Source organism: Achromobacter seleniivolatilans (genome assembly GCF_030864005.1).
GTDB lineage: Bacteria > Pseudomonadota > Gammaproteobacteria > Burkholderiales > Burkholderiaceae_B > Achromobacter > Achromobacter seleniivolatilans.
The window spans coordinates 4,056,089-4,081,697 of record NZ_CP132976.1; the positions used below are offsets into that span (position 1 = coordinate 4,056,089).

27 protein-coding genes are annotated in these 25,609 nt (G+C 61.5%); 14 read left to right on the plus strand and 13 right to left on the minus strand.

The window, feature by feature from the left end; genetic code table 11:
- Positions 1 to 80 precede the first annotated feature (80 nt).
- Complete coding sequence (locus tag RAS12_RS18260; RefSeq protein WP_306937826.1) at positions 81 to 710, minus strand: FMN-dependent NADH-azoreductase; 630 nt, start codon at positions 708 to 710, stop codon at positions 81 to 83.
- Between the two features lie 202 nt (positions 711 to 912).
- On the opposite strand from RAS12_RS18260, the gene RAS12_RS18265 reads away from it, so the two are divergent.
- Positions 913 to 1,848 (plus strand): LysR family transcriptional regulator, encoded by a 936-nt coding sequence (locus tag RAS12_RS18265; RefSeq protein ID WP_306937828.1) that lies wholly within the window; start codon positions 913 to 915, stop codon positions 1,846 to 1,848.
- Here the strand turns inward: RAS12_RS18265 and RAS12_RS18270 are convergent.
- The 6 genes from RAS12_RS18270 to RAS12_RS18295 form a co-directional block, all read right to left on the minus strand.
- Positions 1,842 to 2,771 (minus strand): 2-hydroxyacid dehydrogenase, encoded by a 930-nt coding sequence (locus RAS12_RS18270; RefSeq protein ID WP_306937829.1) that lies wholly within the window; start codon positions 2,769 to 2,771, stop codon positions 1,842 to 1,844. The genes RAS12_RS18265 and RAS12_RS18270 overlap by 7 nt on opposite strands.
- A gap of 109 nt (positions 2,772 to 2,880) precedes the next feature.
- Positions 2,881 to 4,410 carry a tripartite tricarboxylate transporter permease gene (locus RAS12_RS18275; RefSeq protein ID WP_306937832.1) on the minus strand — a complete coding sequence of 510 codons (1,530 nt, stop codon included), beginning with the start codon at positions 4,408 to 4,410 and terminating at the stop codon, positions 2,881 to 2,883.
- A gap of 6 nt (positions 4,411 to 4,416) precedes the next feature.
- Entirely contained in the window at positions 4,417 to 4,896 is a 480-nt protein-coding gene (locus tag RAS12_RS18280) for a tripartite tricarboxylate transporter TctB family protein (protein WP_306937834.1), read from the minus strand.
- Positions 4,897 to 5,109: 213 nt separating this feature from the next.
- Positions 5,110 to 6,642 (minus strand): sensor histidine kinase, encoded by a 1,533-nt coding sequence (locus RAS12_RS18285; protein WP_306937836.1) that lies wholly within the window; start codon positions 6,640 to 6,642, stop codon positions 5,110 to 5,112.
- Positions 6,643 to 7,329, minus strand: coding sequence for a response regulator (locus tag RAS12_RS18290; RefSeq protein WP_046807613.1), 687 nt, complete (start codon positions 7,327 to 7,329; stop codon positions 6,643 to 6,645).
- Positions 7,310 to 7,882 carry an RNA pyrophosphohydrolase gene (locus tag RAS12_RS18295; RefSeq protein WP_169274081.1) on the minus strand — a complete coding sequence of 191 codons (573 nt, stop codon included), beginning with the start codon at positions 7,880 to 7,882 and terminating at the stop codon, positions 7,310 to 7,312. The genes RAS12_RS18290 and RAS12_RS18295 overlap by 20 nt, the downstream gene beginning before the upstream one ends.
- 65 nt (positions 7,883 to 7,947) lie before the next feature.
- Here RAS12_RS18295 and RAS12_RS18300 point away from each other — a divergent pair, with 65 nt between their 5' ends.
- The 10 genes from RAS12_RS18300 (at position 7,948) to RAS12_RS18345 (ending at position 16,941) form a co-directional block, all read left to right on the plus strand.
- Entirely contained in the window at positions 7,948 to 9,678 is a 1,731-nt protein-coding gene (locus RAS12_RS18300; protein WP_306937841.1) for a proline--tRNA ligase, read from the plus strand.
- Between the two features lie 57 nt (positions 9,679 to 9,735).
- Positions 9,736 to 10,158, plus strand: a complete 423-nt coding sequence (gene ybgC, locus RAS12_RS18305) for a tol-pal system-associated acyl-CoA thioesterase (protein WP_306937843.1) — start codon at positions 9,736 to 9,738, stop codon at positions 10,156 to 10,158.
- Positions 10,159 to 10,160: 2 nt separating this feature from the next.
- A complete protein-coding gene (gene tolQ, locus RAS12_RS18310; protein ID WP_306937845.1) occupies positions 10,161 to 10,841 on the plus strand; it encodes a protein TolQ in 681 nt (226 codons plus the stop codon).
- Entirely contained in the window at positions 10,841 to 11,299 is a 459-nt protein-coding gene (locus tag RAS12_RS18315; protein ID WP_306937846.1) for an ExbD/TolR family protein, read from the plus strand. Before tolQ ends, RAS12_RS18315 begins: the two co-directional genes overlap by 1 nt.
- Positions 11,300 to 11,338: 39 nt before the next feature.
- Positions 11,339 to 12,460 (plus strand): cell envelope integrity protein TolA, encoded by a 1,122-nt coding sequence (gene tolA / locus RAS12_RS18320; RefSeq protein WP_306937847.1) that lies wholly within the window; start codon positions 11,339 to 11,341, stop codon positions 12,458 to 12,460.
- Between the two features lie 16 nt (positions 12,461 to 12,476).
- Positions 12,477 to 13,799, plus strand: a complete 1,323-nt coding sequence (tolB, locus tag RAS12_RS18325; protein ID WP_306951507.1) for a Tol-Pal system beta propeller repeat protein TolB — start codon at positions 12,477 to 12,479, stop codon at positions 13,797 to 13,799.
- Between the two features lie 31 nt (positions 13,800 to 13,830).
- A complete protein-coding gene (pal, locus tag RAS12_RS18330) occupies positions 13,831 to 14,328 on the plus strand; it encodes a peptidoglycan-associated lipoprotein Pal (RefSeq protein WP_306937848.1) in 498 nt (165 codons plus the stop codon).
- An 86-nt stretch (positions 14,329 to 14,414) separates the two neighbouring features.
- Positions 14,415 to 15,101: a tol-pal system protein YbgF gene (gene ybgF, locus RAS12_RS18335; RefSeq protein WP_306937849.1), complete on the plus strand. Its 687-nt coding sequence runs from the start codon at positions 14,415 to 14,417 to the stop codon at positions 15,099 to 15,101.
- Entirely contained in the window at positions 15,101 to 16,144 is a 1,044-nt protein-coding gene (locus tag RAS12_RS18340; RefSeq protein WP_306937851.1) for a FecCD family ABC transporter permease, read from the plus strand. Before ybgF ends, RAS12_RS18340 begins: the two co-directional genes overlap by 1 nt.
- Complete coding sequence (locus tag RAS12_RS18345; protein WP_306937852.1) at positions 16,141 to 16,941, plus strand: ABC transporter ATP-binding protein; 801 nt, start codon at positions 16,141 to 16,143, stop codon at positions 16,939 to 16,941. Before RAS12_RS18340 ends, RAS12_RS18345 begins: the two co-directional genes overlap by 4 nt.
- A 19-nt stretch (positions 16,942 to 16,960) precedes the next feature.
- Here RAS12_RS18345 and RAS12_RS18350 read toward each other — a convergent pair whose 3' ends face one another.
- The gene (locus tag RAS12_RS18350) at positions 16,961 to 17,458 is read right to left on the minus strand and encodes a YbaK/EbsC family protein (RefSeq protein WP_306937853.1); all 498 of its coding nucleotides are present in this window, start codon (positions 17,456 to 17,458) and stop codon (positions 16,961 to 16,963) included.
- A 119-nt stretch (positions 17,459 to 17,577) separates the two neighbouring features.
- Here RAS12_RS18350 and RAS12_RS18355 point away from each other — a divergent pair, with 119 nt between their 5' ends.
- Positions 17,578 to 18,387 (plus strand): alpha/beta fold hydrolase, encoded by an 810-nt coding sequence (locus RAS12_RS18355; RefSeq protein ID WP_306937855.1) that lies wholly within the window; start codon positions 17,578 to 17,580, stop codon positions 18,385 to 18,387.
- Positions 18,388 to 18,406: 19 nt separating this feature from the next.
- Here the strand turns inward: RAS12_RS18355 and RAS12_RS18360 are convergent, their stop codons facing one another.
- Positions 18,407 to 18,877, minus strand: coding sequence for an Lrp/AsnC family transcriptional regulator (locus RAS12_RS18360; RefSeq protein WP_306937856.1), 471 nt, complete (start codon positions 18,875 to 18,877; stop codon positions 18,407 to 18,409).
- 245 nt (positions 18,878 to 19,122) lie between these two features.
- On the opposite strand from RAS12_RS18360, the gene RAS12_RS18365 reads away from it, so the two are divergent.
- Positions 19,123 to 20,079 (plus strand): DMT family transporter, encoded by a 957-nt coding sequence (locus tag RAS12_RS18365; RefSeq protein WP_306937858.1) that lies wholly within the window; start codon positions 19,123 to 19,125, stop codon positions 20,077 to 20,079.
- Between the two features lie 16 nt (positions 20,080 to 20,095).
- On the opposite strand, the gene fusA is transcribed toward RAS12_RS18365, so the two are convergent.
- The 4 genes from fusA to RAS12_RS18385 form a co-directional block, all read right to left on the minus strand.
- On the minus strand, positions 20,096 to 22,207 hold the full coding sequence (gene fusA / locus RAS12_RS18370) for an elongation factor G (RefSeq protein WP_306937859.1): 2,112 nt from the start codon (positions 22,205 to 22,207) through the stop codon (positions 20,096 to 20,098).
- A gap of 206 nt (positions 22,208 to 22,413) precedes the next feature.
- Positions 22,414 to 22,878: a universal stress protein gene (locus RAS12_RS18375; protein ID WP_306937860.1), complete on the minus strand. Its 465-nt coding sequence runs from the start codon at positions 22,876 to 22,878 to the stop codon at positions 22,414 to 22,416.
- A gap of 99 nt (positions 22,879 to 22,977) precedes the next feature.
- On the minus strand, positions 22,978 to 23,322 hold the full coding sequence (locus tag RAS12_RS18380; protein WP_306937862.1) for a protein tyrosine phosphatase family protein: 345 nt from the start codon (positions 23,320 to 23,322) through the stop codon (positions 22,978 to 22,980).
- 29 nt (positions 23,323 to 23,351) lie between these two features.
- Positions 23,352 to 24,764: an aminotransferase-like domain-containing protein gene (locus RAS12_RS18385; protein WP_306951508.1), complete on the minus strand. Its 1,413-nt coding sequence runs from the start codon at positions 24,762 to 24,764 to the stop codon at positions 23,352 to 23,354.
- 196 nt (positions 24,765 to 24,960) lie between these two features.
- Here RAS12_RS18385 and RAS12_RS18390 point away from each other — a divergent pair, with 196 nt between their 5' ends.
- Positions 24,961 to 25,605, plus strand: coding sequence for a LysE family translocator (locus tag RAS12_RS18390; protein ID WP_306937864.1), 645 nt, complete (start codon positions 24,961 to 24,963; stop codon positions 25,603 to 25,605).
- Positions 25,606 to 25,609: the final 4 nt, after the last annotated feature.

Here is a 25,609-nt window from a genome sequence, read left to right on the forward strand (position 1 = left end):
CGCGCGATTGCGCGGTAACAAACGCGGTAATGCAAAAGGCGAGCCTTCCGGCTCGCCTTTTTGCTGCCCTGCTCTTGCGTTTACGCTGCCAAACCGGTTTGCAACGAGTGCGGCACCAGCGCGTCGATACGTTGCTTGGCCAGCGCCACGCCTTCCAGCGCAGCCACCTCCCCCATCGCCATGCCTTCGGCCGCGATGAAGGTAACGTCCGACATACCCAGGAAGCCGAGCATTTGGCGCAGGTACGGCGTCATCGTGTCTGAAGGCGTACCTTCGGCCTTGCCGCCACGCGCCGTGAGCACCACCACCTGCTTACCCTTAACGAGCCCCTCGGCCACACCTTCGGGCGTATAACGGAACGTGACGCCAGCGCGGGCCAGATGGTCCAGATAGCTCTTGAACTGCGCCGGCAGGTTGAAGTTGTAGACCGGGACTGCGAACACAATGCGATCGGCTTCCATCAGTTCGGCGACCAGCGTGTCGCTAAGTTCAACGATGCGTTGCTGTTCGACGCTGCGGGCGTCCGCCGGGGTAAACAAGGCGCCGGCGGTATTGCCGTCGAAGTAAGGAATGGGCTGTGCGCCGATGTCGCGGACCTTCACGGCCGCAGCGGGATTCGCTTTTTTCACACGCGCAATCAGGTGATCGGCCAATTGCTTGCTATTGGAACGGTCGCCGAGAATAGAGGAAAGGATAACCAGGGTCTTCATTGCAAATTCTCCATTGATGGCCCGCGGTACGCGGGCGGCCGGAATCTGTCAGCGCCACATCCGGCCCCGAAAGGGTTGCCAGTAGGCGCTTGCCGCCGGGTTGGCGTGGACAGATCCCGAGTGCATGGATGCAATGTAGACGGGTTAATTGTTCGCATAAACTAGGCTATGATGAACTGTTCGTTCCAAATACAGAACAATCATGCAAGATCTCAATGACCTCTACTATTTCTCTCAGGTGGTCGAGCAAGGCGGCTTCAGTGCTGCGGCAAGGGCGCTGGACATACCGAAATCGCGTCTGTCGCGACGGATCTCACACCTGGAAGAGAGCCTAGGCGTCAGGCTGCTGCAACGCACGACACGACGGTTGCGGCTCACCACGGCGGGCGAACGCTACCTGCACTACTGCCGGGAAATGGCCGCCTCGGCCCGTGCCGCAGATGACGCCATGCGGCAATTGCAGTCCGAACCCTCCGGCCCAGTGATTGTGAGTTGCCCGGTCTCCATCGCGCAGGATGTGCTGGCGCCGCTGCTGCCTGAATTTCTGGATGCGTGGCCAGCCATATCCGTGCAGTTGCTGGTGACCAATCGCCGGGTGGACTTGATACGCGAAGGCGTGGATCTGGCATTGCGCGTACGCACCAAGCTGGACACGGATGCCGAACTGGTGGTGCGCCATTTGGGCACGGCGCGCGGCACGCTGGTAGCCAGCCCCGGTTATCTGCAACGGCACGGCACGCCCGACACACCGCAGGATCTGGCGTCTCATACGACGTTGAGCTTTAGCGATCCGCAGAACGAAGTGCGTTGGCCCTTGCGTAATGACAAGGGCGAAGAGGTACAGATCGACCTGAAACCACAACTGTCCTGCAATGACTTCATCGTGCTGACCGAAGCCGCCGTGCGCGGGCGCGGCATTGCCCTGCTGCCCTCTATTGCCACGCAGGATGAACTGCGGCGAGGCCAACTGGTGCCGGTGCTGCCGCAATGGCAATCGCCGGAAGGCATTGTCCACTGCATCTATCCGTCGCGGCGGGGCATGATGCCCGCCGTTCGAACATTGCTGGATTTCCTGTCGCAGCGATTGCCGGCCATGTATCAGCGGCTAGAAAAATCCGCTGTGCCAGCGGCTCAATAGCCGCGGGTACGTTCCACCACGCCAGTAATGGCTTCGCCGCGCATCAACTGGGCGACCTTGGCGGCGATCTGCTCAATGCTCTCGTCGCGCAGCGTGCGCGCGGCGATATGCGGCGTGACGTGCACGCGTGGGTCGCGCCAGAACGGGTGGTCCTTGGGCAGCGGTTCGGTGTGGAAGACGTCCAGCGTTGCGCCAGCAATTTCGCCCTCTTCAAGCATCTGCACCAGATCATCTTCGACCAGATGCTCGCCGCGCCCCACATTGACCAGATGCGCTTCAGGCAACAGCTGCGACAGCGTTTCGCGGTTAAGAATTCCGTGCGTGTCGGGTGTGAGCGGCAACACATTCACCAGGAAACGCGTGCGCGCCAGAAAGGCCGGCAAAGCGGCTTCGCCAGCGAAGGACTCCACACCAGGAATGTCTCGCGGCGAGCGCGACCAGCCGGCGACGGGATAGCCAAAATCAGCCAAGGTCTGCGCCACGCGCGCACCCACCTGCCCCAGACCCAGCACACCGACCGGCCAGTCAGCCTGCCGCGTGCCTTCGCGGGTGTCCCAATGCTGACGCGACTGCGCCTCGTCGAACGCTTCAAAATCGCGCGACACGCGCAATAGCGCGTACAAGGCGTACTCCGCCATCTGTACCGACATGCCCGCGTCTTCCAGGCGCACGATGCGCACGTGCGCGGGGATCTCCGGCATCTTCAACAAAGCATCCACGCCTGCACCCAGATTGAACAGCGTTGCCAGTTGGGTTTCGTGCTTGAAGAGTTCTACCGGCGGACGCCAGACCAGAGCCACTTCCGCGCCCGAAGGCGGACCGTCGGGATTCCACACGGAAATGCGGCAGCCGGGCATGGCGGCTTCTAAACGCGGCACCCAGACGTCGGGATCGTGATGGGGACAAGCAAAGAGGATGTGCATGGCGCGATCGTTGCAAGGCGTTGGAAACCTCAAGCATGAGGGATGCCGCCCTACAAATCAAACGGCCCGGCATGAAGCCGGGCCATTGATCTATCTGAGCAGGAACCGCTTAGACCGTTTGCGGGACTTCCGGCTTGTTCTTGCCCTTGCCTTTGCCGCGGCGCAGGAACGCCCACACTTGCAGCCCGATCAGCAGTGCGCTTGCGCCAATGAACCAGGCGCTGATCGGACGTTGGACGAACACCGCCAGATCACCACGCGACAGCAATAATGCGCGGCGGAAGTTTTCTTCCACCATTGGACCCAGCACGAAGCCAAGCAGGATGGGCGCCACCGAGAACTCCAGCGTCATCAGAATTGCACCGATCACGCCAAAAGCCAGCACTTCCCAAATCTGGAACAAGCTGTTTTGCGTGCTGAACACACCCACTGCGATAAAGAACAACGCGGACGGGAACAAATAGCGATAAGGCACTTGCAACAGCTTGACCCACACGCCGATCAGCGGCACGTTCAGCACCATCAACAGCACGTTGCCCACCCAGAAGCTGGCAATAAGGCCCCAGAAGATGTCCGGATGCTCCGTGATCAATTGCGGGCCGGGCTGGATGCCCTGGATCAGCAGCGCGCCCAGAATCAGCGCCATCACGGCGTCGCCAGGAATGCCCAGGCTCATCGTCGGGATGAAATCGACCTGTGTCTTGGAGTGCGACGACGCTTCCGGCGACGCCACCCCGGCGATCATGCCGGTGCCGAACTTCTCTGGCGTCTTGGAAATCTTGCGCTCCAGCGCATACGCCACAAAAGTCGTGATGGTGGGACCCGTGCCGGGCATCGCGCCAAACAGCGTGCCGACCGCCGTGCCGCGCACCATCGGCCAAAAAGCCGTTTTCAGCTCTTGCTTGCTGGGCCGCATATCGCGCAAGCGCAGCTTCGCGCCGCTGCCGATGATGGTCATGCGGTTCACGCTCATCAGGAAGTCGGCCACGCCGAACAAACCCATCGAGATCGCCACCAGTTCCAGACCATCGGAAAGATCCAGCAAGCCGAACGAAAATCGGATGGTGCCGGTGTTCACGTCGGTGCCGACCACGCCGCACATCAGCCCGAACAAGGTCATGGCCACGCCTTTGAGCGGCGATCCGCGCGACATCGTGGCGCCTGCCAAGAGGCCCAGCAGCATGATCGAGAAGATTTCCGTCGGACCGAACTTGAACGCCACTTCCACCAGCAAGGGCGACGCGAAGATCATGACGATGATGCCCACGGACGCCGCGAAGAAGGAACAGATCATCGTGATGCCCAACGCTGTCCCTCCCTTGCCTTGTTTGGTTAATGGATAACCATCAAGACAAGTGACCGCATGCGGCGGATGTGAAGGCAGGTTCAGCAAGATCGCGCCGATGGCGCCGCCATATTGCGAGCCATAGAAAATACCGGCCAGCATCAGGATGGCGGGCACCGGCTGCATCACGTAGGTCAGCGGCAACAGGATCGAGATTGCCGACAACGCACCCATGCCCGGCAGCACGCCGATCAGGTTGCCCACCAGCACACCGAAGAACGACCACATCAGGTTGTGCCACTGGAACGCGACGCCGAAGCCGTACCAAAGGTCCATCAAAGATTGAGAGATCATGGCGCTTCAACCCCAACGAAACAGCGGCAGCTGCAATTGCAGCGCCCACCAGAAGACAATCACGGCGATCGCGGACATGCCGATCGACAAAAGCAGGGCCTGCTTGATCGTGTTTTTGCGATCACCCAAGGCCGAGATGAAGACGATGGCAAATGTGGCGGGCAACAGGCCGCCATAGTGGCCCAGCAAGAGGAACGCCAGCGTGCCCAGCAGGATGCATGCGCTGCCACGGAAATCTGGCAGACCGTGCGCGTGGCCGTCGCCGGGAGCCGGCGGGGTGGAGTCACCCGAGCGCGCGGAAATTGCAATCAGCACACCCGTCAATGCGAGCAGGCCGCCCAGCGCTGCGGGAAAGAATCCGGGGCCCATGTGGCTGAGCGAACCGATGTGATAGTCGGTGCCGCCGTAGATTGCCCCCAACCCGATCAGGACCATCAGCGCGCCGCCGTAGTAGTCCTTTCTGTTGATATTTTTTTGCACTTCCATCCTCCTTCCTGATGCAGGGCCGTGCAGGCCCCTGACATGGCGCTCGAAACGAGCGGCACCCGGCCCTTTACAGCAGACCGGAGCGCAGATTACGGAAGGAAGCTGCTAATCCGCTTTCTATGCGCTGTCGCGCTCCTGAATCCAGGGGTTATCCCTGAGCAGAAGCGGCGCAAGATGGAAGTGAAGCCGTAAAAAAAGTGAAAGCAGAGCGTCTTACTGCTCGCCTTTGAGCTCTACGTCGAGCGGTCGCGGATATTGCGAGAGGGTCGCAGCCAAGGGCAGCCACAGTACCGAAGCCAGGCCGACGCCGCCTTGGGCATTGGGTTCGCCATCACGCAGTTCGATATCCCCATCGTTACGGCGCGCATAGGCCCGTGCGATGGCCAGGCCAAGGCCCGATCCTGTCGATGTCACAGGCTTGTCCGTGCCAACACGTTCAAACCGGGCAAACGCGCGCCCGCGCAAGTCGGGCTCCAGGCCCGGCCCGTTGTCGGATACGGCGACTTCGGCTCGATTTTCCAGGCGGCAAACGGAGACGGTAATGCGCGCGCCTATGGGCGCATAGTTAATGGCGTTGTGGACCAGGTTCGACAACGCTTCGTGCAGTTCAGCTTCATTGCCGGAAACGGGCACGGGAGTTTCAAGGCCTTCTTCAGAACCCGCCTGCACCCACCCCAGGTCCTGCTGCTTTTCATGCGCCAAAGGCAGGTATTGCAGCACCACTTCCCGCGACACTGCATTCATGTCCAGCAACTGCCTGGGCAAGTGATTGGCCTGATTGGCGTGCGCCAAAGACAGCAGCTGTTCAGTCAGGCGGCGCGTGCGGCCCAACTGATCGACAATGGCGCGCAGCCCTTCCTGCGCACGCTCCGGATCGCGCTCGCGCAGCGCGTATTGCGCTTGGGTCAGCATGATGGCCAGCGGCGTGCGCAGCTGATGCGACGCATCAGCCAGAAAGTGCGATTGCTCATCCAAGACCAGACGGTAGCGGGCGATGTGGTGATTCACCGCGTCGACCAGCGGCGCGACCTCGCTCGGGACGCGTGAGGCATCCAGCGGCGTCAGATCGTCGGGACGGCGGTTGCGGATATCGGCGCGCAGGCGGCGCAGCGGTTTGAGCGCCCACGACACGCCCCACCATACCAACAGCACCACCAGCGCCAGCATGCGCGCATCCCGCAGGATTTCCTGGCGCCGTGCATTGTTTTCCGCCTCGATCCGTTTGCCCGTGCTTTCCGCCACCACGACCAGCACCTGGCGATGCTGCCCCTGGTAATACAGATCACGCACCACGGCTACTACCCGGACCGGGTCATTGCGATAAACGCCATCGTAGAAAATCGGCTGACCGTTAGAGCGCGGCCAGACGGGCGGGCGCGGCATCTCCGGCATGCCCAGCAAGGTCTTGCCCTGGTCTGTCGGGACCGGAGCATCTTCGGGCAGGGGCGGATCGATCTGTTCAATACGGAAGTACTTGCGCAGGCCGGCGCGAGATTCCAGCATGACCTGCGCGTACAGGGGGGTAGCGACCTGGAGATTGCCGTCCGGGGTGAATTCCAGGCTGCTTTCCAGTACGCGGGCGGGCTCCACCAACGCGCTGTCATACGCTTCGTTGGTGATCTCCGACAAGGTGCGATAGTCGTTAAGACTATCGATGACCAACAGCGCCACCACGCCGGGCAGCAGCAAAATGATCAGCAGCGCGCGAATCCCGACACGCGGCAGTCCGGGAATCCGCAAGCTCACTTAGGTTTCCGTTGACTCGCTGGCGACGCTCTCGAGCATATAGCCGAGCCCACGCACCGTGACGATGCGCACATCGCTGCCGGCCAGTTTCTTGCGCAGACGGTGGAGCACGACCTCGATGGCATCGGGATTGGCTTCGCTGTCATGCGTGAACACCTTGCCGAACAATTGCGACTTATCCACCGGATACCCGCTACGGGTCAGCAGCGCCGCCAGGGCGGCATGTTCGCGCGGGGTCAGGAACAGCAGCGAGCCGTCCAGCGTGAACGCACGACTTTCGCTGTCGTAGGACAACGAGCCGCACTGCAAGCGGGGATGCTGGCGGCCGCGGCTGCGGCGCACCAGCGCGGTCAAGCGCGCTTCCAGCTCTTCAAGCGCGAAGGGCTTGGTCAGGAAATCGTCCGCGCCCAAGTTCAGACCGCGCACCCGGTCTTGCAGCGCGCCCTGGGCGGTCAGCAGCAAGACTGGCGTACGGTCGTCGCGATTACGCATTTCGCGCAACACCACCAGCCCGTGCTTATCCGGCAGGCGCAGATCCATGACGATAGCGTCATATTCCGTGCCTGCCATGAATGCCTCGGCCGTACGGGCGTCTGCCGCGTGGTCCGGCACAAACCCGCTCTGAGCGAGCGCGCGCATCAACCAGGACGCCATGTCCCGTTCGTCTTCAACCAACAATATGCGCATGACCGTCCGTTCCTTCGGGCAAATTCTCTGCTCCCCGCTGTCCATGCACGCGCTGGCGCAGGTAGCGGGTTTCGTGATGACGCCGAAAGAGGATCGCCGACAACTCGTTCAACGCCTGGGTATAGACGTCGCGCTTGAACTCAATAACAGCGTCCAGGGGAACCCAATACTGGCTCCAGCGCCAGGCGTCGAATTCCGGATGCTGCGTCGCTCGCAAGCAAACATCACTGTCACGTCCTACCAGGCGCAACAAGAACCAAATCTGTTTTTGTCCTTTATAGTGGCCACGCCACTCACGCCGGACGAAGTGATCGGGCACGTTATAACGTAACCAATCTCGTGTACGCCCCAAAATACGGACATGCTCGGGCTTTAGGCCCACCTCTTCATGGAGTTCGCGATACATGGCCTGCACCGGGCTTTCGCCATACTTGATGCCGCCCTGGGGGAACTGCCATGCATGTTCCCTGATACGCTTACCCCAAAAGACCTCGTTTCGACTGTTGACGAGAATGATGCCGACATTGGGGCGGTAGCCTTCGCGGTCAAGCATGGGCCACCCCCACCGAATTCAATACAATTACAGTCGATTATACGTATCTGCTGCCACCTTTAAACATGCGCGCATCCAACTACCACATCAACACCCTCAAAGAAGCCCCTTCCGAAGCCGAAGTCGCCAGCCATCAGCTGATGACCCGGGCCGGGATGATCCGCAAACTCGCGGGCGGCATCTACACCTACATGCCTCTGGGCCTGAAGATCATCCGCAAGGTCGAGGCGATCGTCCGGGAGGAAATGAACTCCTCTGGCGCCATCGAACTGCTGATGCCAGTGGTTCAGCCCGCCGAGCTCTGGCAGGAATCGGGCCGCTGGGAGCAATATGGCGCCGAGCTGCTGCGCATCAAGGACCGCCACCAGCGCGATTTCGTGTTGCAGCCGACGTCCGAAGAAGTCATCACCGACATCGCGCGCAACGAAATTCACAGCTATCGCCAGTTGCCGCTGAATTTCTATCACATTCAGACCAAGTTCCGGGATGAACGCCGCCCGCGCTTTGGCCTGATGCGCGGTCGCGAATTCACGATGAAGGACGCGTACTCCTTCGACCGCGACGAAGCCGGCGCGCTGCGCAGCTACGACAATATGTTCGCCGCCTACATGCGCATTTTCGGGCGTCTGGGCCTGCAATTCCGCGCCGTTTCGGCCGATACCGGCTCGATTGGCGGCACCCGCAGCCATGAATTCCAGGTGATTGCGGACACGGGCGAAGACCTGCTGGTCTACAACGCCGAGACCGACTACGCCGCCAACATCGAACTGGCGGAAGCCGTTTCGCTGTACCCGGCCCGTGGCGAAGCCACCCAGGCCATGGCCGATGTGGCCACCCCCGGCGCCGCCAAGTGCGAAGACGTGGCCAAGCTGCTGGGCCTGCCGTTGGAAAAAACGATCAAGTCCATCGTCCTGGCCACCGACGGCGACAAGGGCAAAGTCGATATCTGGCTGCTGCTCTTGCGCGGCGACCATGAATTGAACGAAATCAAGGCCGGCAAACTGCCCGGTCTGGCAGGCTTCCGTTTTGCCTCCGAAAGCGAGATCGTCGAGTATTTCGGCTGCAAACCCGGCTATCTTGGCCCGGTCAAGACCGTCAAGCCCGTGCACGTCATCGCTGACCGCACGGTGGCCAACATGGCCGATTTCGTCTGCGGCGCCAACAAGGAAGATTTCCACACCCAGGGAGTAAACTGGGGCCGCGACCTGCCCGAGCCCGAGCTGGTGGCCGATTTGCGCAACGTGGTTGCAGGTGATCCCTCTCCGGATGGCAAGGGCACGCTCTCCATCCAACGCGGCATCGAAGTGGGACACGTTTTCTATCTGGGCAAGAAGTACTCCGAAGCCCTGAAGGCCACCTTCCTGGACGAAACCGGCAAGCCGGCCGTGCTGGAAATGGGCTGCTACGGCATAGGCGTGACTCGCATTGTGGGCGCTGCCATTGAGCAGAACCACGACGCCCGCGGCATTATCTGGCCGCGCGCGATTGCTCCCTTTGAAGTGGTGATCTGCCCGGTCGGCTGGGGCAAAAGTGAAACCGTGCGTGACACCGCTTTGAAGCTCTATGAATCGCTGCTGGCACGAGGCGTGGACGTCATTCTTGACGACCGCGATGCACGCCCGGGCGTCATGTTTGCCGAGTGGGAATTGATCGGTGCGCCGCTGCGTGTAACAGTTGGAGAACGCGGCTTGAACGATGGTGTGGTGGAATTGCAAGCGCGTCGGGAAACCGAAGCGGCCAAGATTCCGGTAGAGTCCGCGCTTGAAGCCGTGCTGACGAAACTCGACACCCTTTAAACCCTAAAGCAGCTACGGACTTCCCGCGTCCCGACCCGTACCATCCCTATCCGTATCGTGACCGACCCGAAGTCCTCTGAATCCACCCTGCAAGTCCGCGTCTACTACGAAGACACGGATGCAGGCGGAGTGGTTTTCTACGCTAACTACTTGAAATTCCTGGAACGCGCGCGCACCGAGTGGCTGCGCGATCTGGGAGTCAACCAATCTGGCCTGGCAGCCAGCGAACAACGCCTGTTTGTTGTCCGCTCCTTGGACATGTCCTATCGGAAACCCGCCAGACTGGACGATTTGCTTACCATACGCAGCCAAGTCACCAAACTGGGCCGCGCTTCGATACACTTCGCGCAGCGCGCGGAGCGGGATGGGGAACTGCTTGCCGAAGGCAACATCCAAGTCTGTTGCGTCGATGCCGTCAATATGCGGCCGACGGAACTGCCAACCGAACTCCGCGCCAAACTGGAATCAATTCAGGAATAACCATGCAAGCCACCAGCGACATGTCGTTGCTTTCATTGATTTCGCACGCCAGCGTGCCCGTCCAGCTGATCATGCTGATGCTGTTGGGCATCTCGATCATGTCTTGGACGTATATTTTCGGCAAGCGCATGGCGATCAAGCGCGCCCATACCCAAACCCGCCGTTTTGAAGACGACTTCTGGTCGGGCGGCGATCTGTCCATGCTGCAACAGGCCGTGGCTTCGCGCCGCGACGAACAAGGCGCACTTGCCCGCATCTTCGATGCCGGCATGACTGAATTCCTGAAGGCCCGCCGTGGCAATGCGTCGGGCGATGCCACCGCACTGCTGGACGGCCCGCGCCGCGCCATGCGCGCCGCCTACCAGCGTGAAATGGATTCGCTGGAATCGCACCTGAACTTCCTGGCGTCCGCCGGTTCGGTGTCTCCTTATATCGGCCTGTTGGGTACGGTTTGGGGGATCATGCACGCCTTTATCGGCCTGTCGAACATGCAGCAGGCCACGCTGGCTTCGGTGGCCCCCGGTATTGCAGAAGCGCTGATCGCGACCGCCATCGGCCTGTTCGCTGCTATTCCGGCCGTGGTTGCCTACAACCGTTTCACGAACGACATCGACCGCATCTCGATCCGTTTCGACAGCTTCGTCGATGAATTCCTGAACATTCTGCAACGGCAGGTGCGCTAATGCCATCGGTAAGCTCACGCGGCAGGTCCGGCCGCCGCATGAAGGCCGACATCAACGTGGTGCCGTACATCGACGTGATGCTGGTGCTGCTGGTCATCTTCATGGTGACCGCGCCCCTGATCACGCCCGGCCTGATTCAGCTGCCCTCGGTCGGCGCGGCTTCGGACGTGCCAGTCAAACCGCTGGAAGTCCAGATTTCGGAAGACGGCAAGATCGCCCTGCGCATGCGGGAACCCGGCGCCACTCTGCAAGACATCGCGCGCCCTGAACTCATTGCGCAAGTGCGGTCACGCATTACCGCGGAAACGCCGGTGGTTATCGCCGCCGACGGCAAGGTGCCCTACGAGACAGTTGTGAAGGTAATGGATGAACTGCGCACCAACGGCATCACCCGCCTGGGCCTGCTGGTGGATCAGTCCGCCGGCACATCCCAGCCCGCCCCTGCGAAAAAACGCTAACGCGACGCCTTCCACCGGCTTTGCCGGCATGCAACGCTCATGACGCCACCCATTATTCGACACCGCAGCGGCCCCCCGGGCACTCCGCCCAATAACGACAACCGGAATTCGCTCATTCTGGCGGTGGCGGTGCATTTGCTGCTGTTGGTCGCCTTGATCTTCGGCGTGAGCTGGCACACCGAGGCCCCTGGCCCCGTCCAGGTTCAGCTTTGGGCGGACGGCAATTCGCCCGTCTCACCGCCGCCCACGCCTCAGCCCGAGCAGCCCAAGCCGCCACCCAAGCCCGAACCCAAGCCGGAGCCCGAAAAGGCGCCGGAACCCCCTCCTCCGCCACCGCCGCCTCCGCCCGAGCCTGAACCGCAGGTTCAGCCCAAGACCGAGGAAGTGGACCCTGAGATTGCTATTCAGGAAGCCAAGAAAAAGCGTGAGCAGGAAGAAAAGGCCCGCCAGGCCGCTGAAGCGGCCAAGGAAAAGGCACGCCTGGAAGATGAACGCAAGCAGGCCGAACTGAAAGAAAAGAAACGCCTGGAGCAAGAACGCCAGGCCGCTGACAAGGCGGCCGCCGAGAAAGCCGCTGCCGACAAGGCTGCTGCAGACAAGGCCGCCGCCGAGAAGAAAGCCAAGGACGACGCCGCCAAGAAGGCTGCTGCCGAAAAGGCTGCCACCGAGAAGGCTGCGGCGGATAAAGCTGCTGCTGACAAGGCGGCTACCGAGAAAGCCGCGGCTGACAAGGCCGCCGCAGAAAAAGCGGCTGCTGAGAAGGCTGCTGCCGCCAAAAAGGCTGCCGCCGACAAGGCGCTGAAGGATGCCTTCCGCAATGACGCCCTGGGTGCCGCAGGCATCCCAGGCGGTACGGCGGACCGCAACCAGGCGGGCGGCGGACGCGATAACGGCTATGGCGCCAAGGTGCGCGCTTGCGTGCAACCAGGTGTGGCATATCCGGCTCAGGCCCGTAGCGGCTCGGGAAATCCCACTGCGGAATACCGGGTACAGTTAGGATCTGACGGGAAGGTTAACGGCGTCACGCTGACCAGTTCTTCTGGCATCACGGGCTTTGACCGCGCTGTCGAGACTGGCATCCGCCGTTGCAACCCATTCCCGAAGCCTTCGACCGGGCGCTACGAACCCATCATCGATGTTGTGTACAAAATGTATGAATGACAGGAGATTGCTGACTATGACTCCCGCCTATAGCCGACGAGTACCCCCCCTCGCCCTCTGGCGAACTTATGGGCTCGGCTTGCTGCTGCTTGCGCTGGCCTGCCTGATGGCCATGAAACCCGCCCAAGCTCAGCTACGCGTCGATATTTCCGGCACCGGTGCTACCCAGTACCCGGTCGCTATCGCAGATTTTGCCGTTGATGACACGCACGGCCGCGCATTGGCTGAAGTGATCCGCGCCGACCTGACCCGCACGGGCCAGTTCCGCCTGATCAATGCCGCCGGCTCCGGCCTGAATGTCGATTCCCCCATCGCCCACGACGACTGGCGCGGCAAGGGTGCCGACTTCATCGCCTATGGCAGCATCACCCGTGGCGCCGATGGCCGCTACGACGTGCGCTACCGTCTGGCCGATACGGTCAAGAAGGGTCAATTGGACGGCGTGGCATTCTCCGGCACCGAGCAGGAACTGCGCCGCGTGGCCCACCAGATCGCTGACCGCATCTACGAAAAGATCACCGGCGTTCGCGGCGTGTTCTCGACCCGCATCGCTTATGTGCTGAAAAAGGGCGCCACCTACGAACTGCAAGTTGCCGACGCTGACGGGCAAAACCCGCAAGTCGCGCTGCGTTCGCGTGAGCCGATCATTTCGCCGTCCTGGTCGCCCGATGGCGCCAAGCTGGCCTATGTGAGCTTTGAATCCGGAAAGCCCGTTGTTTACGTGCACACCCTGGCCACCAGCGCCCGCGTGCCCGTTGCAAACTTCAAGGGCAACAACAGCGCACCCGCCTGGTCGCCCGACGGTTCCAAGCTTGCTGTGGCGCTGACTCGTGACGGTTTGTCGCAAATTTACATCGTTGGCGCGTCCGACGGCTCAAATCCGACCCGAGTTACGCGTTCTCCCGGGATTGACACCGAGCCGACCTTTACGCCAGACGGTGCTTCCATTATCTTTACGAGTGACCGCAGCGGCGGGCCGCAAATCTATCAGACCGGCTCGACAGGTGGCGAAGCACGCCGCCTCACGTTTAATGGTGGTTACAACATATCACCCCGAATTTCCCCCGATGGATCGACGCTACTGTACGTTGCAAGACGCGACGGTGCGTTTCGAATCGCGTCGTTGAACCTGTCCTCAGGCTCCGAAGCTTTGCTCACTGATGGTCGTGACGATCAGTCGCCGAGCTTTGCGCCGAATGGCATGCAAGTCCTTTACGCTGCTATCCAAAATGGCCGTAGCGTACTTGCGGGTGTTTCGAGCGATGGCCGTGTACGGCAGACGCTTTCGGTACTGAACGGGGAAATACGTGAACCGACTTGGGGCCCATTTACCCGATAACACGTGTGACTCTCTTTGCAAAGGAACTATCATGAAGTCGCGCATTGCCAAAAGCCTAACCATCGCCGCTCTGGCCGCCACCCTGGCAGCTTGCAGCTCCGTCCCTCTCGACGATAAAGCGGGTCAGGGCGGAGGCGCTGGCCAAGGATCGGCCTCTGGCCAGATCCTTGATCCGTTTAACCCCCAAAGCATCCTGGCGCAACAGCGCTCGGTGTACTTTGATTTCGACAGCTACACCGTGTCGGACCAATACCGCGGCCTGGTCGAAACCCACGCCCGTTACCTGGCCTCGCACCAACAGCAGAAGGTCAAGATTGAAGGCAACACCGACGAACGCGGCGGTGCTGAGTACAACCTGGCCCTGGGCCAGCGTCGTGCAGACGCCGTGCGTCGCATGATGACCTTGCTGGGTGTTAGCGACAACCAGATCGAAACCATCAGCTTCGGCAAAGAAAAGCCGAAGTCGACGGGTACGTCTGAAGCCGACTTTGCCGAAAACCGCCGCGCCGATATCAACTATCTGCGTTAAGCTTTTCGTCTAGTCAAGAGCCCTACCACGCGTCGGGACGGTCAGCCGGCCGTCCCGACGTTTGTTTTTATACCCCGGGAAATTTCATGCGCGATAACGTTCTGTCCCTGCGTCCTCTGATTGTGGCCACTGGTCTGGTGCTTGCGGCCCTGACGGCGCCCGCTCACGCTTTTTCCGATGATGAAGCCCGTAAGGCCATTCTGGATTTGCGCCAGCAGGTGCAGCAGCAGAACGAGCAAAGCCAACGCGCCAAGCTTCAATTGGCCGATCAGATTCAATCTCTGCAACAAGAAGTCGCGCAGCTGCGTGACCAGCTTGAACTGGTGTCCCGCCAGCAGCCCAGCGCCAAGCCGGGCGGTGCGGGCGGCGCGAACCCGCCGGGCGCCGCCGCTGGCGACCCTCAAGAACAAGCAGCCTATGACGGCGCCATGGAATTGTTCCGCAAGGGCCAATACAAAGACGCCGCGGAATCGCTGGCTGGCTTTATTGCGCTCTACCCCAACAGCCAGCTCGCCCCGAGCGCACAGTTCTATCTGGGCAGCAGCCGCTACGGCATGAAGGACTTCAAGGGCTCGATCGAGCAATTGACCACCATGGTCCAAAAGTCGCCTGACAATGCGCGGGCCCCGGACGCACTGCTGATCATCGCAGGCAGCCAGATCGAAATGAACAACCGCGCAGGCGCCAAGACGACGTTGCAGCGCATTGTTCGCGACTATCCCACGACTCCGGCGGCCGCCACGGCCAAGAGCCGGCTGCAACTGTTGCAGTAATGCCGCAAGCCGCAAGCGCGGTCAGCGCCTATCGGCACATCCTGCGCCGCCGCGCAGGGCTACTCGCCCTGCTGCTGGCGGCCATTTTCTTTGCACTGCTCATCGACTTCACGGTGGGGCCGTCTGGCCTGCCGTGGCGGGAGCTCTGGCACACGCTGACCTCTCCCGCTTCTGCTGACCCCACATCCCGCGTGATTGTGTGGGATATCCGGCTGCCATCCGCCCTGACGGCCGCCTTGGTCGGGATGGCGCTGGGTTTGGCAGGTGCCGAGATGCAGACCATTTTGAACAATCCGCTGGCCAGCCCATTCACGCTGGGCGTGTCGTCCGCCGCCGCTTTCGGCGCCTCTCTGGCGATTGTTCTGCAATTTGGATTGCCGGGCGTGCCCAGCGGCTGGCTGATCGCCGGCAATGCATTTCTGTTTGCGCTGCTGGCGGCCTTGCTGCTGGACGGCGTTGCCCGCTGGAGCGGGATGAACACGTCAGGCGTTGTGCTGTTTGGCATTGCCATGGTGTTTACATTCAACGCGCTGGTGTCGTTGGTGCAGTTCGTAGCGAGCGCCGAAGCGCTGCAGAATCTGGTGTTCTGGACCATGGGCAGCCTGTCGCGATCCAGCTGGACGACAGCCGGCGTGCTGGCGCTGGCCTTTGCGCTGGCCTTGCCGCTGGCCATGCGGCAATCCTGGAAACTGACCGCGTTGCGATTGGGCGAAGACCGTGCTGCCAGCTTTGGCGTGGATGTGCGGCGCGTACGTGTGGCGGCGCTGGCAAGAGTCAGCTTGCTGTCGGCGCTGGCGGTGGCCTTTGTGGGCACGATAGGTTTCATAGGCTTGGTTGCACCGCATATCGCGCGCCGGCTGTTCGGCGAAGACCATCGTTATTACCTGCCGGGCAGCGCGTTGGTGGGCGCGCTGATCCTGTCTCTGGCCTCCGTGGTCTCCAAGAACCTATTGCCCGGCGTCGTGGTGCCGGTAGGCATCGTCACGGCACTGGTCGGCATACCCTTTTTCGTGTCGGTGGTGTTGCGCCGGCAAATGCCATGACGCGCACTGCTGCCGCATCGCTGGATATCCATGGGCTGACTGCCGGTTACGGCAGCGGTGACGTCTTGCATGGCTTGTCCGTTCCAGCACTGGCGGCAGGCCAAGTCACGGCCCTGTTGGGTCCCAACGGCAGCGGAAAATCGACCCTGCTAAAAGCGCTGGCGGGTTTGGTGCGTGTACGCGCCGGGAGCGCATCGCTGGACGGCCAGGATCTGACCCGCCTGGGGTTTGGCGAACGAGCCCGTCATGTGGTGTACCTGCCCCAGAGCCTGCCCGCCGCGGTACACCTACGGGTTTTTGAATCGGTACTCGTGGCGGCCAAGGCGGGCGAAGCGTTGAGCACGCCCGTAGATATGGCGGCGATTGACCGCCTGCTGGACCGGTTGGGCATCGGCCATTTGGCGCTGCATTATCTGGATGCACTGTCTGGCGGCCAAAAGCAGCTTGTCGGACTGGCGCAGGCGTTGATTCGCCACCCCCGCGTCCTGTTGCTGGACGAGCCGCTGTCCGCGCTGGATCTGAACTATCAGTTCCACGTGATGCAGCTGCTGAAACAGGAAACACGGGAACACGGGCTGATCAGCATCATCGTTCTGCATGATCTGAACGTGGCATTGCAACACGCGGATCGCGCGGTGATGATCCAGGGCGGCCGACTGCACGCGGAAGGACCGCCTGCTGATGTCATTACGCCCGCCTCGCTGGCCACGGTCTATGGCGTGCAAGCGCGCGTGGAAGCGTGTTCACGCGGGGTTCGACAGGTGCTGGTTGACGCGCTGGACGAGCACCCGCGCTGACGCGGCCGCGCCTGGACGGTCAGGCGCGTTGCGCCACGTCCACGACAGGCGCGCCGGTCATATCGGCCAGTTGCTGCGGTGTCAGATTGAATACGGCATGCGGATGGCCAGCAGCCGCCCAAAGACTGTCGTAATTGAACAAATCGGCGTCCAGCAACATCACCGGTTTGACGGCATGACCGATGGGGCACACGCCGCCAATCGCATAACCCGTCATGTCGCGCACGAATTTGGCGTCGGCCTTGGCCAGCGCCCCTACCTGCCCGGCCACTTTGACCTCATCCACGCGATTCGCGCCGCTGGCGATCACCAGCACAGGCGCATTGTCCGACGCGCGCCGAAAAATAATCGACTTGGCAATCTGAGCCACCTGACACCCCAGGCCCGCAGCCGCTTCCGCCGAGGTCTTGCCCGATTGCGGCAGGACCACTACAGGCTTGTCATGGCCGATATCCAGCAGCAGACGGGCGACGCGTTGGGCGGATTCGGGCAAGGCGGCAAGAGATTCGGGGGACATCGGGGCAGGCTCTGTGGAAGGAAGCGCCAGCGGGCGTGCCGCGCGCAAATGGGTCGATAAACGAGTTTATCAGCGCCAGCGGGCTAGAATGCCGACCTGGCTTTCCCATCCCGACACCCATGCGTTCCGAACCCGTCCTGCCCCTGCAAACCGCGTTGATCGGCGGTTATGCCATGTCCTACACCGAATACGGCAGCGGCGCGCCTCTGGTCCTGGTGCATGGGTCGTTGTCCGACTGCCGCTACTGGAAGTCGCAGATGGCGCCGCTGGGTAAGTCGTTCCGCGTGCTGGCCGTCTGCCTGCGCCGCTACTGGCCCGAGACCTGGGACGGCGAAGGCGGCGGATTCTCGATCGCACAGCACGCCAGCGACGTATTGGAATTCATCGAAACGGTAGCCGGCGAAGCCGCCCATCTGGTGGGGCATTCCCGCGGCGGCCGTGTAGCGCTGGAAGCCGCGCTGCGCCGACCTGATGCGTTGCGTAGCCTGACCCTGGCCGATCCCGGCCTGCCGCTGCCCGGCGAAGACGATTTGCGTGGCGGCTTTCGCCAACGCGCGCTGGCGCTCATTCGCCAGGGCGAGATCGAAGAAGGGCTGGCGCTGTTTGTGGATACCGTGACAGGGCCCGACACCTGGCAACGGATGGTTCCTTGGTTCAAAGAGATGGTGCGCGACAACGTCGGCACGCTCTTCGGTCAAGCCGAGGAAAAGCCTGAAACCCTGACTGCGCAACAAATCGGCAGCCTGACAATGCCCGCTTTGCTGATTGGCGGCGCACTGAGCCCCGCGCCCTACCCTGCGGTGCTCGACGCACTGGCGTCCTGGTTGCCAGAAGCGCAGCGCGTAACGATTGCCGGTTCTTCCCATGGCATGAACCTGGGCAATCCGCGCGCCTTCAATGGCGCGTTGGACGCCTTCATCAACGGCTGATACCGGCCCCGCACGCTGCTCAAGGCTCAACCGATGGCGTGTGTTTCAACCGCCGCAGCACAAACGTGGAACGGCTGTGGCGCACGCCGCGCAGCTTGTACAGGCGCTTGCGCAGGAATTCTTCATAGCCTTCGGTGCCCGCCACGGCAACCTTGATCAGGTAGTCGTATTCCCCCGAGACAAGAAAGGCTTCGACGACTTCTGGCAGCCGGGTGATCTCTTCGCCAAAGCGCGCCAGCGTCTCGTCATCATGGTGCTCAAGGGTTACCTCGATCATGACGGTATCCGGCAAACCCAGCGCCTTTTGATTCAACAAGGCCGCGTAACCCTCGATCACACCCGCCTCTTCCAGCGCCTTGACGCGATTCCAACACGGCGTGGGCGACAGGCCCACCAGCTCGGCAAGTTTCAGATTGGTCAACCGCCCGTCCAGGCGCAATGCACGCAGGATTTTGCGATCGGTTTCGTCGATTTTTGGAGGTACGGACATAGGGGGAGCGAATTAAAGGATATTTTCTCTACGAAATTCTATTTTATAGGGAAGATATTTTTCACAACACGCCAAATTGGCGTGAATCAAGAAACCTATTTTGTTCACCCGGCCGTAGACTTTCCAGCAAGACAGGCGCCTATCCCGCCTGTCGTATTTCGGCGCTTTCGCTGCGGCACAACCCGGCGCAAGCGCCGGTAGCTACCACGCAGCAACCCGCGCGCCGATCCGCGCGGCTGGAAATCATGTCGCACGCATCCGCGCTACCCGCAAGATCTGGTCTGGGCCTGTCCGGCACCGCCATGCTACTGACCGCCCCCGCGTTATTCGCTTCGAATATGGTTGCGGCCCGCTGGGCCCATGACGCCAGCCTGCCCCCCGTCTTTCTCGCTTTTGGCCGATGGCTGATTGCCTTGCTGATTCTGCTTCCCATCGCCTTGCCTGCCTTGCGTACGCACCGCCGCGCGCTATGGCGTGGATTGCCCGCCTTGTTGCCGCTTGCGGTCCTGGGTATGGGCGTGGCCGTGGCGCCGCAGTACATCGGCGCGCAAACCACCAGCGCCACGAATATTGCGCTGATTTTTTCCTGCAGCCCTATTTTGGTCGCGTTGCTGGAAGCTCTTATCTGGCGCAAGGCGCTGTCCGCGGTGCGCGCAACAGGTCTGGCGCTGGCCTTGGGCGGCGTTCTGATCGTGCTGTCGCGAGGGGATGCCTATGCGCTGGCCCGCCTGGCTTTCGGGCAAGGGGATCTGTGGGTGCTGCTGGCGGCTACGGGGTGGGCGTTTTATACCGTGCTGCAAAAGCGCCTGACGCTGCCCGCCGTGCCGGACAGCGCGCGGTTGGCAACGATGATGCTGGGTGGCGTGCTGGCGTTGGCGCCCTTTGCCGGTATCGAAGCAGCGACTGGCGCAACGCCGCCCTGGACCGATCCACGGCTGGCAGCCGTGCTGCTGTTCCTGGCTATTGTGCCCAGCCTGGGCGCGTACTACGTGTACGGCCGGCTGATCAGCCAGGCCGGCCCCGCAACGGCTGGCTTATCGATGTTCCTGGTGCCGGTGTACGCCGCACTGCTGGCTTGGCCGTTGCTGGGCGAGACCCCGCAACTATTTCATGCCTATGGCTTCGTGATGATTCTGATGGGCGTGAAACTGGCCTCGTCGCGGATACGGGCAAGGGCGGCCGCAGAAACCGCCCCCGCCTGACATTGCCATAGCGAAATCAGCGGCCCGAGCCTTGGGCCGCAATGACATCCTGCGCTACCTGACGCGGCGCTTCGGCGTAGTGCTTGAACTCCATGGTGTACGTCGCGCGGCCTTGTGTCAGTGAACGCAAAGACGTGGAATAGCCGAACATCTCGGCCAGCGGCACTTCGGCACGCACTACCTTGCCGCCGCCGCCCGCGATGTCTTCCATGCCTTGCACCATGCCGCGCCGCGATGACAGGTCGCCCATGACGTTGCCGGTAAAGTCTTCGGGCGTTTCCACTTCCACCTTCATCATTGGTTCCAGCAGCACGGGATCGGCGCGGCGCATGCCTTCCTTGAACGCCATCGAACCCGCCATCTTGAAGGCGTTTTCGTTTGAGTCAACGTCATGGTAAGACCCAAAGAACAGCGTCACCTTGATGTCTACGACGGGGTATCCCGCCAACACGCCAGCGTTCAATGACTCGCGTATGCCCTTGTCCACGGCGGGGATGTATTCGCGCGGCACCACCCCGCCCTTGATCGCATCCACAAATTCGTAGCCCTTGCCTGGTTCCTGCGGCTCCAGCTTCAGCACCACGTGGCCATACTGGCCGCGTCCGCCAGATTGTTTGACGAACTTGCCTTCGACTTCGTTGCAAGGCTTGCGGATCGTTTCGCGGTAGGCCACTTGCGGCTTGCCCACCGTGGCCTCGACGTGGAACTCGCGCTTCATGCGGTCGACCAGAATCTCCAGGTGCAACTCACCCATGCCCGAAATAATGGTCTGGCCCGATTCCTCGTCCGTGCGCACGCGAAACGAAGGATCTTCTTGTGCCAGCCGGTTCAGCGCGATGCCCATCTTTTCCTGGTCGGCCTTGGTCTTGGGCTCTACCGCTTGTGAAATCACGGGTTCGGGGAAGACCATGCGCTCAAGAATGATGACGTGCGCGGGATCGGACAAGGTATCGCCGGTGGTGACATCCTTGATGCCCACGGCGGCCGCGATGTCGCCTGCATACACCTCGGTGATTTCGCGCCGTTCATTGGCGTGCATCTGCAAGATGCGCCCTAGCCGCTCTTTCTTTTCCTTGATCGGATTGAAGATTGAATCGCCGGATTTCACCACGCCCGAATAAACGCGGAAGAACACGAGTTGGCCTACGAACGGGTCCGTCATGATCTTGAAGGCCAGCGCGGAGAACGGCTCGTTGTCGGCGGGATGACGTTCGATTTCGCGGTCGCGTTCGTCATGGCCCTTAATGGCAGGCACATCCAGCGGCGACGGCATGTAGTCGATGACAGCGTCCAGCATGGCCTGCACGCCCTTGTTTTTAAAGGCGCTGCCGCACAACATGGGCACGATCTCATTGGCCACGGTGCGTATGCGCAGCCCCTGCTTGATTTCCGCTTCGGTCAGCGTTTCACCCGACAGGTATTTTTCAAGCAAGGTCTCGTTGGCCTCTGCGGCCTTTTCCACCATTTTGTCGTGCCATTCCTGAGCCTGCGCCTGCATGGACTCGGGGATGTCCCGGTATTCGAATTTCACGCCTTGGCTGGCGTCGTCCCAGATGATGGCCTTCATCTTGACCAGGTCAATCACGCCTTCGAAATGGTCTTCGGCGCCCACGGGCAATTGGATGGGCACGGCATCGCCTTTCAGGCGCTCGGCAATCTGGCGCTGCACGCGCAGGAAGTCGGCGCCAACCCGGTCCATCTTGTTGACGAAAGCCAGGCGCGGCACTTTGTATTTGTTGGCCTGACGCCAGACAGTTTCGGATTGCGGCTGCACGCCGCCCACCGCGTCATAGACCATGACCGCGCCGTCCAGCACGCGCATCGAGCGTTCGACTTCAATCGTGAAGTCCACGTGCCCGGGGGTGTCGATGATGTTGATGCGATGTTCCGGGTAGTTGCCGGCCATGCCTTTCCAGAAGGCGGTAGTGGCGGCAGACGTGATCGTGATGCCGCGCTCCTGCTCTTGCTCCATCCAGTCCATCACGGCAGCGCCGTCATGCACTTCACCGATTTTGTGGGTGATGCCGGTATAAAAGAGGATGCGCTCGGTTGTCGTCGTTTTGCCCGCGTCGATATGGGCGCTGATGCCGATATTGCGGTAAAGCTCGATACGCGTCTTGCGAGTCATGGCCTCTTTCCTTGCAGTGAACCACCTGGCAAATACGGCAAGCCCGACCGGGCGCTGCCGCGGCGGGCGCCATGCCGCGTGTCTTGCAGGGGTCTAGCGAAATCGCGCCCGCACTGATGCGTAAATATTACGCGCCGCGCGGCAAGATACAAGCCAAAAAAAGCCCCTCGATAAAGAGGGGCTTTGTCGCAACGGCGGTGCCGTGCTTACTTCTTATCTTCTTTGACGCGATACACCAGCACGGCGGTGCTGGCCAGCGACAGCACCTTGGCGGTGACGCTGCCCAACAGCAAGCGCGACAGGCCGCTGCGGCCGTGGCTGCCGATGAAGATCAGGTCGCAACCAGCATCGGTTGCGGCTTGCACGATGCCGTCGGCCACATTGAAGTTGGACACGGCGCGAGATTCGGCTTTGACCCCGGCGGTATCGGCGCGGTCAATAATTTGCTTCAGGTACTTGTCGGCTTGTTCGGCCGATGCCTTTTCGTAGTCTTCGTCGGTAATGGCATAGGCTGCGGCCATGCCGTCGAAACCGATCGTGGCAGCGAAGGGCTGCGTCACGTACAGGCCGACAACCTCAGCCCCCACGGAACGTGCAAAGGTAATGCCCGCATTGGCGGCTTGAGCCGACAGCGGCGAGCCGTCGGTGGGAATCAGGATCTTCTTGAACATCTTGCCTGCTCCTGTTTGAGAGGAATCTTTATGCTACCGGAAAGCTGCCGGGTTCACATCAATTGAACCCGGCGCACTTGATACGCGTCAATGCTGGATTCAGCGCAGCTGTTGAGCTGCGGCGAACAAATTGGTGCAACGGGTGCCGGTGCGGCAATAGGCCAGCACGGGCGCGGGCAGAGTCCGCAGCAGCTCGTCGAAACGCACGACATCAGAGACCGTCATCGCACTGCCCACGACGGGTTGATATTCAACCTTCAAGCCAGCGGCTTCCGCAGCCTTGGACACATCCGCCGCAGTGGGCTGGTCCGGGCCGCCTTCAAAGTCGGGGCGATTGATGATCACGCTTTTGTAGCCGGCTGCGGCAACATCAGCCATATCGTCGGGACCCAGTTGAGGCGCGACGGCAAAGTTTTCGGTCAGGGGTTTGATCGGTGCGGACATGACGGTTCCTTCAGATAGACAGCTGCATATTATTGATTGTAGGGGCCGTTTTGCGCGAAGAGTTTTTCAAGTTCCGTCCAGATCCCGCGATCGTCCACGATGGGGACGGAAAAGCGCAGCATGGTCGACGGCGCCTGGGACGGTGAAAACAGGGTGCCAGGCGCCAGCAGCATGCCACGATCGGCAGCCTCGCGCGCCAGAACCTCGGTATCGCGGCCGCAATCCGCCCACACAAACATCCCGGCGTTCGGTTCGTGGTGCACGGTCAAGCCCAATTTCATCAACCCTTTCAGGCATCGCTGCCGGGCGTCGTCCACCCGCGCCCGCACGCGCTCGATATGGCGCCGGTACTGCCCTTCCATCAGCACCCGATGGATCACGCGCTCGCCCAGCTCGGGCGAGGTCAAACCGGCCAGCATCTTCAGGTCGGCCAGTTTTTGCAGAATGTCAGGATTGGCCGCCACATAACCCACACGCAGGCTGGCAGCCAGCATCTTGGAGTAGCCGCCCACCAGGATGACGCGGTTCAGGCGGTCTAGCACTGCCAGCTTCATGGCGCCGCCGGGATGCAGCTCGCCATAGGTGTCGTCTTCGACCACCATGAAGTCGTGACGCTCGGCAATGCGCAGAATGTCATAGGCCACGCCAGCCGACAACGAATGGCCGGTCGGGTTATGCACAGCGCTGTTGATCAGAAAAAGCTTCGGTTTGTGCTGGGCGGCTAGTTGTTCCAGCATCGCGCAGTCTGGGCCATCCGGCCGGCGCGGCACGCCGATCAGCCGCGCGCCAAACGCCGCAAGGCGGCCAAAGATGACGAACCAGGCGGGATCTTCGACCAGTACGGTGTCGCCCGGCTTAACCATGTAACGCGCGATCAGATCCAACGCGTGCGTGACGCCATTGGTCGTCAGCAGATTGAGATCCGGGTGCGCCGGCACGCCATCGCTTTGCAGCGTAGCGGCGATTTGCTGGCGCAAGGGCGCAAAACCTTGGGGATGGCCGTAGCTGACCAGATTGGCGCGTACCGACCGCCCTACCGCGCGCACCGCGCCCGCCACCATGTCGGGATCGAGCCAGTCGGCCGGCAGCAAGCCGGCGCCCCCGGGCATGCCCTGCGTTCCAGTTTCGCGGAACATGCTGCGCAGCAGCCAGGCGATGTCGATGCGGGCGGGTGGCGCCAGCGAACTGGAAGGCGCGGAAACCGCTGTCAACGGACCGCTGCGCGCCCGCACAAAAAATCCCGCGCCCCGGCGTGACTGCACCAGACCGCGCGCCACCAGCCGGTCATAGGCCTCCACCACCGTGAAGCGGCTGACACCGGATTGTTCGGCCATCTTGCGGATGGACGGCAAGCGGGTGCCGGGCCGCAAGCCTTGCTCGTCAATGCGGCGGGCCAGGCCATCGGCCAGTTGGGCCACCAAAGTGGCATCGGCCTGGCGCACGGGCTGCCAGGGCAAAGATGAGGCGGGAGCAACTGTCATGGGGATTTGACCAGGCCAGTGATTAAAGTGACATGCCAATGTGTACCGGTACTGTACCGCTAACTATGCGTAGAGTGACAGCAATACGGTAAGCCCGCAACCAGGACTCTTCTGCTTGCCCGCCGTGCCCCCTCGCATTTCTCTTCTGGCTGTTGTCATGACTCTTTTCCCGACCAATTGGGCTGATGTGCCCCTTGCCTCCGCATCGTTATTAGGTCCGCTGGCGCTGTTTGCCCTGGTCAGCTCCATTACCCCGGGACCCAACAATGTGATGCTGGCGTCGTCCGGGCTGAATTTTGGCTTCCGGCGCAGCATGCCCCACCTGCTGGGCGTGAACCTGGGTTTTACCTTGATGATTTTCCTGGTCGGCGTGGGCCTGGGATCGGTGTTTCAACAGGTGCCCGTGCTGTACACCATCCTGAAATACGCGGGTGCGGCGTATCTGCTGTACCTGGCTTGGAAAATCGCGAACTCAGGCGCAATGGACGACGGGGAAGCACGCGGCAAGCCATTCACCTTTCTGCAGGCTGCCGCGTTCCAATGGGTCAACCCTAAAGCCTGGGTGATGGCCGTTGGCGTCGTGGCGACCTATACGCCGCAGAACGGCTTTTTTGCCAACCTGGTCATTGCCACGATTGTGTGCGGTGTCGTCAACCTGCCCAGCATTGGCGTCTGGGTAACGTTTGGCACCGCCCTGCGCCGCGTGCTGCACAAGCCTTGGGCGATCCGCGCCTTCAATGTCGGCATGGCCCTGCTGCTGGTGGCGTCCTTGTACCCGGTGGTGCTGGAACTGGCCCACTGATAAG

What these genes read in the sequence shown, in the direction of transcription:
- tolQ (WP_306937845.1), top strand. Translation starts at nt 10,161, where the DNA reads ATGCAAGCCACCAGCGACATGTCGTTGCTTTCATTGATTTCGCACGCC.
- RAS12_RS18365 (WP_306937858.1), top strand. Translation starts at nt 19,123, where the DNA reads ATGTCGCACGCATCCGCGCTACCCGCAAGATCTGGTCTGGGCCTGTCC.
- RAS12_RS18350 (WP_306937853.1), bottom strand. Translation starts at nt 17,458, where the DNA reads ATGTCCCCCGAATCTCTTGCCGCCTTGCCCGAATCCGCCCAACGCGTC.
- RAS12_RS18315 (WP_306937846.1), top strand. Translation starts at nt 10,841, where the DNA reads ATGCCATCGGTAAGCTCACGCGGCAGGTCCGGCCGCCGCATGAAGGCC.
- RAS12_RS18295 (WP_169274081.1), bottom strand. Translation starts at nt 7,882, where the DNA reads ATGCTTGACCGCGAAGGCTACCGCCCCAATGTCGGCATCATTCTCGTC.
- ybgF (WP_306937849.1), top strand. Translation starts at nt 14,415, where the DNA reads ATGCGCGATAACGTTCTGTCCCTGCGTCCTCTGATTGTGGCCACTGGT.
- RAS12_RS18375 (WP_306937860.1), bottom strand. Translation starts at nt 22,878, where the DNA reads ATGTTCAAGAAGATCCTGATTCCCACCGACGGCTCGCCGCTGTCGGCT.
- RAS12_RS18260 (WP_306937826.1), bottom strand. Translation starts at nt 710, where the DNA reads ATGAAGACCCTGGTTATCCTTTCCTCTATTCTCGGCGACCGTTCCAAT.
- RAS12_RS18270 (WP_306937829.1), bottom strand. Translation starts at nt 2,771, where the DNA reads ATGCACATCCTCTTTGCTTGTCCCCATCACGATCCCGACGTCTGGGTG.
- RAS12_RS18290 (WP_046807613.1), bottom strand. Translation starts at nt 7,329, where the DNA reads ATGCGCATATTGTTGGTTGAAGACGAACGGGACATGGCGTCCTGGTTG.
- RAS12_RS18265 (WP_306937828.1), top strand. Translation starts at nt 913, where the DNA reads ATGCAAGATCTCAATGACCTCTACTATTTCTCTCAGGTGGTCGAGCAA.
- fusA (WP_306937859.1), bottom strand. Translation starts at nt 22,207, where the DNA reads ATGACTCGCAAGACGCGTATCGAGCTTTACCGCAATATCGGCATCAGC.
- RAS12_RS18300 (WP_306937841.1), top strand. Translation starts at nt 7,948, where the DNA reads ATGCGCGCATCCAACTACCACATCAACACCCTCAAAGAAGCCCCTTCC.
- RAS12_RS18390 (WP_306937864.1), top strand. Translation starts at nt 24,961, where the DNA reads ATGACTCTTTTCCCGACCAATTGGGCTGATGTGCCCCTTGCCTCCGCA.
- RAS12_RS18340 (WP_306937851.1), top strand. Translation starts at nt 15,101, where the DNA reads ATGCCGCAAGCCGCAAGCGCGGTCAGCGCCTATCGGCACATCCTGCGC.
- RAS12_RS18380 (WP_306937862.1), bottom strand. Translation starts at nt 23,322, where the DNA reads ATGTCCGCACCGATCAAACCCCTGACCGAAAACTTTGCCGTCGCGCCT.
- RAS12_RS18360 (WP_306937856.1), bottom strand. Translation starts at nt 18,877, where the DNA reads ATGTCCGTACCTCCAAAAATCGACGAAACCGATCGCAAAATCCTGCGT.
- RAS12_RS18355 (WP_306937855.1), top strand. Translation starts at nt 17,578, where the DNA reads ATGCGTTCCGAACCCGTCCTGCCCCTGCAAACCGCGTTGATCGGCGGT.
- tolB (WP_306951507.1), top strand. Translation starts at nt 12,477, where the DNA reads ATGACTCCCGCCTATAGCCGACGAGTACCCCCCCTCGCCCTCTGGCGA.
- RAS12_RS18275 (WP_306937832.1), bottom strand. Translation starts at nt 4,410, where the DNA reads ATGATCTCTCAATCTTTGATGGACCTTTGGTACGGCTTCGGCGTCGCG.
- pal (WP_306937848.1), top strand. Translation starts at nt 13,831, where the DNA reads ATGAAGTCGCGCATTGCCAAAAGCCTAACCATCGCCGCTCTGGCCGCC.
- RAS12_RS18345 (WP_306937852.1), top strand. Translation starts at nt 16,141, where the DNA reads ATGACGCGCACTGCTGCCGCATCGCTGGATATCCATGGGCTGACTGCC.
- RAS12_RS18280 (WP_306937834.1), bottom strand. Translation starts at nt 4,896, where the DNA reads ATGGAAGTGCAAAAAAATATCAACAGAAAGGACTACTACGGCGGCGCG.
- tolA (WP_306937847.1), top strand. Translation starts at nt 11,339, where the DNA reads ATGACGCCACCCATTATTCGACACCGCAGCGGCCCCCCGGGCACTCCG.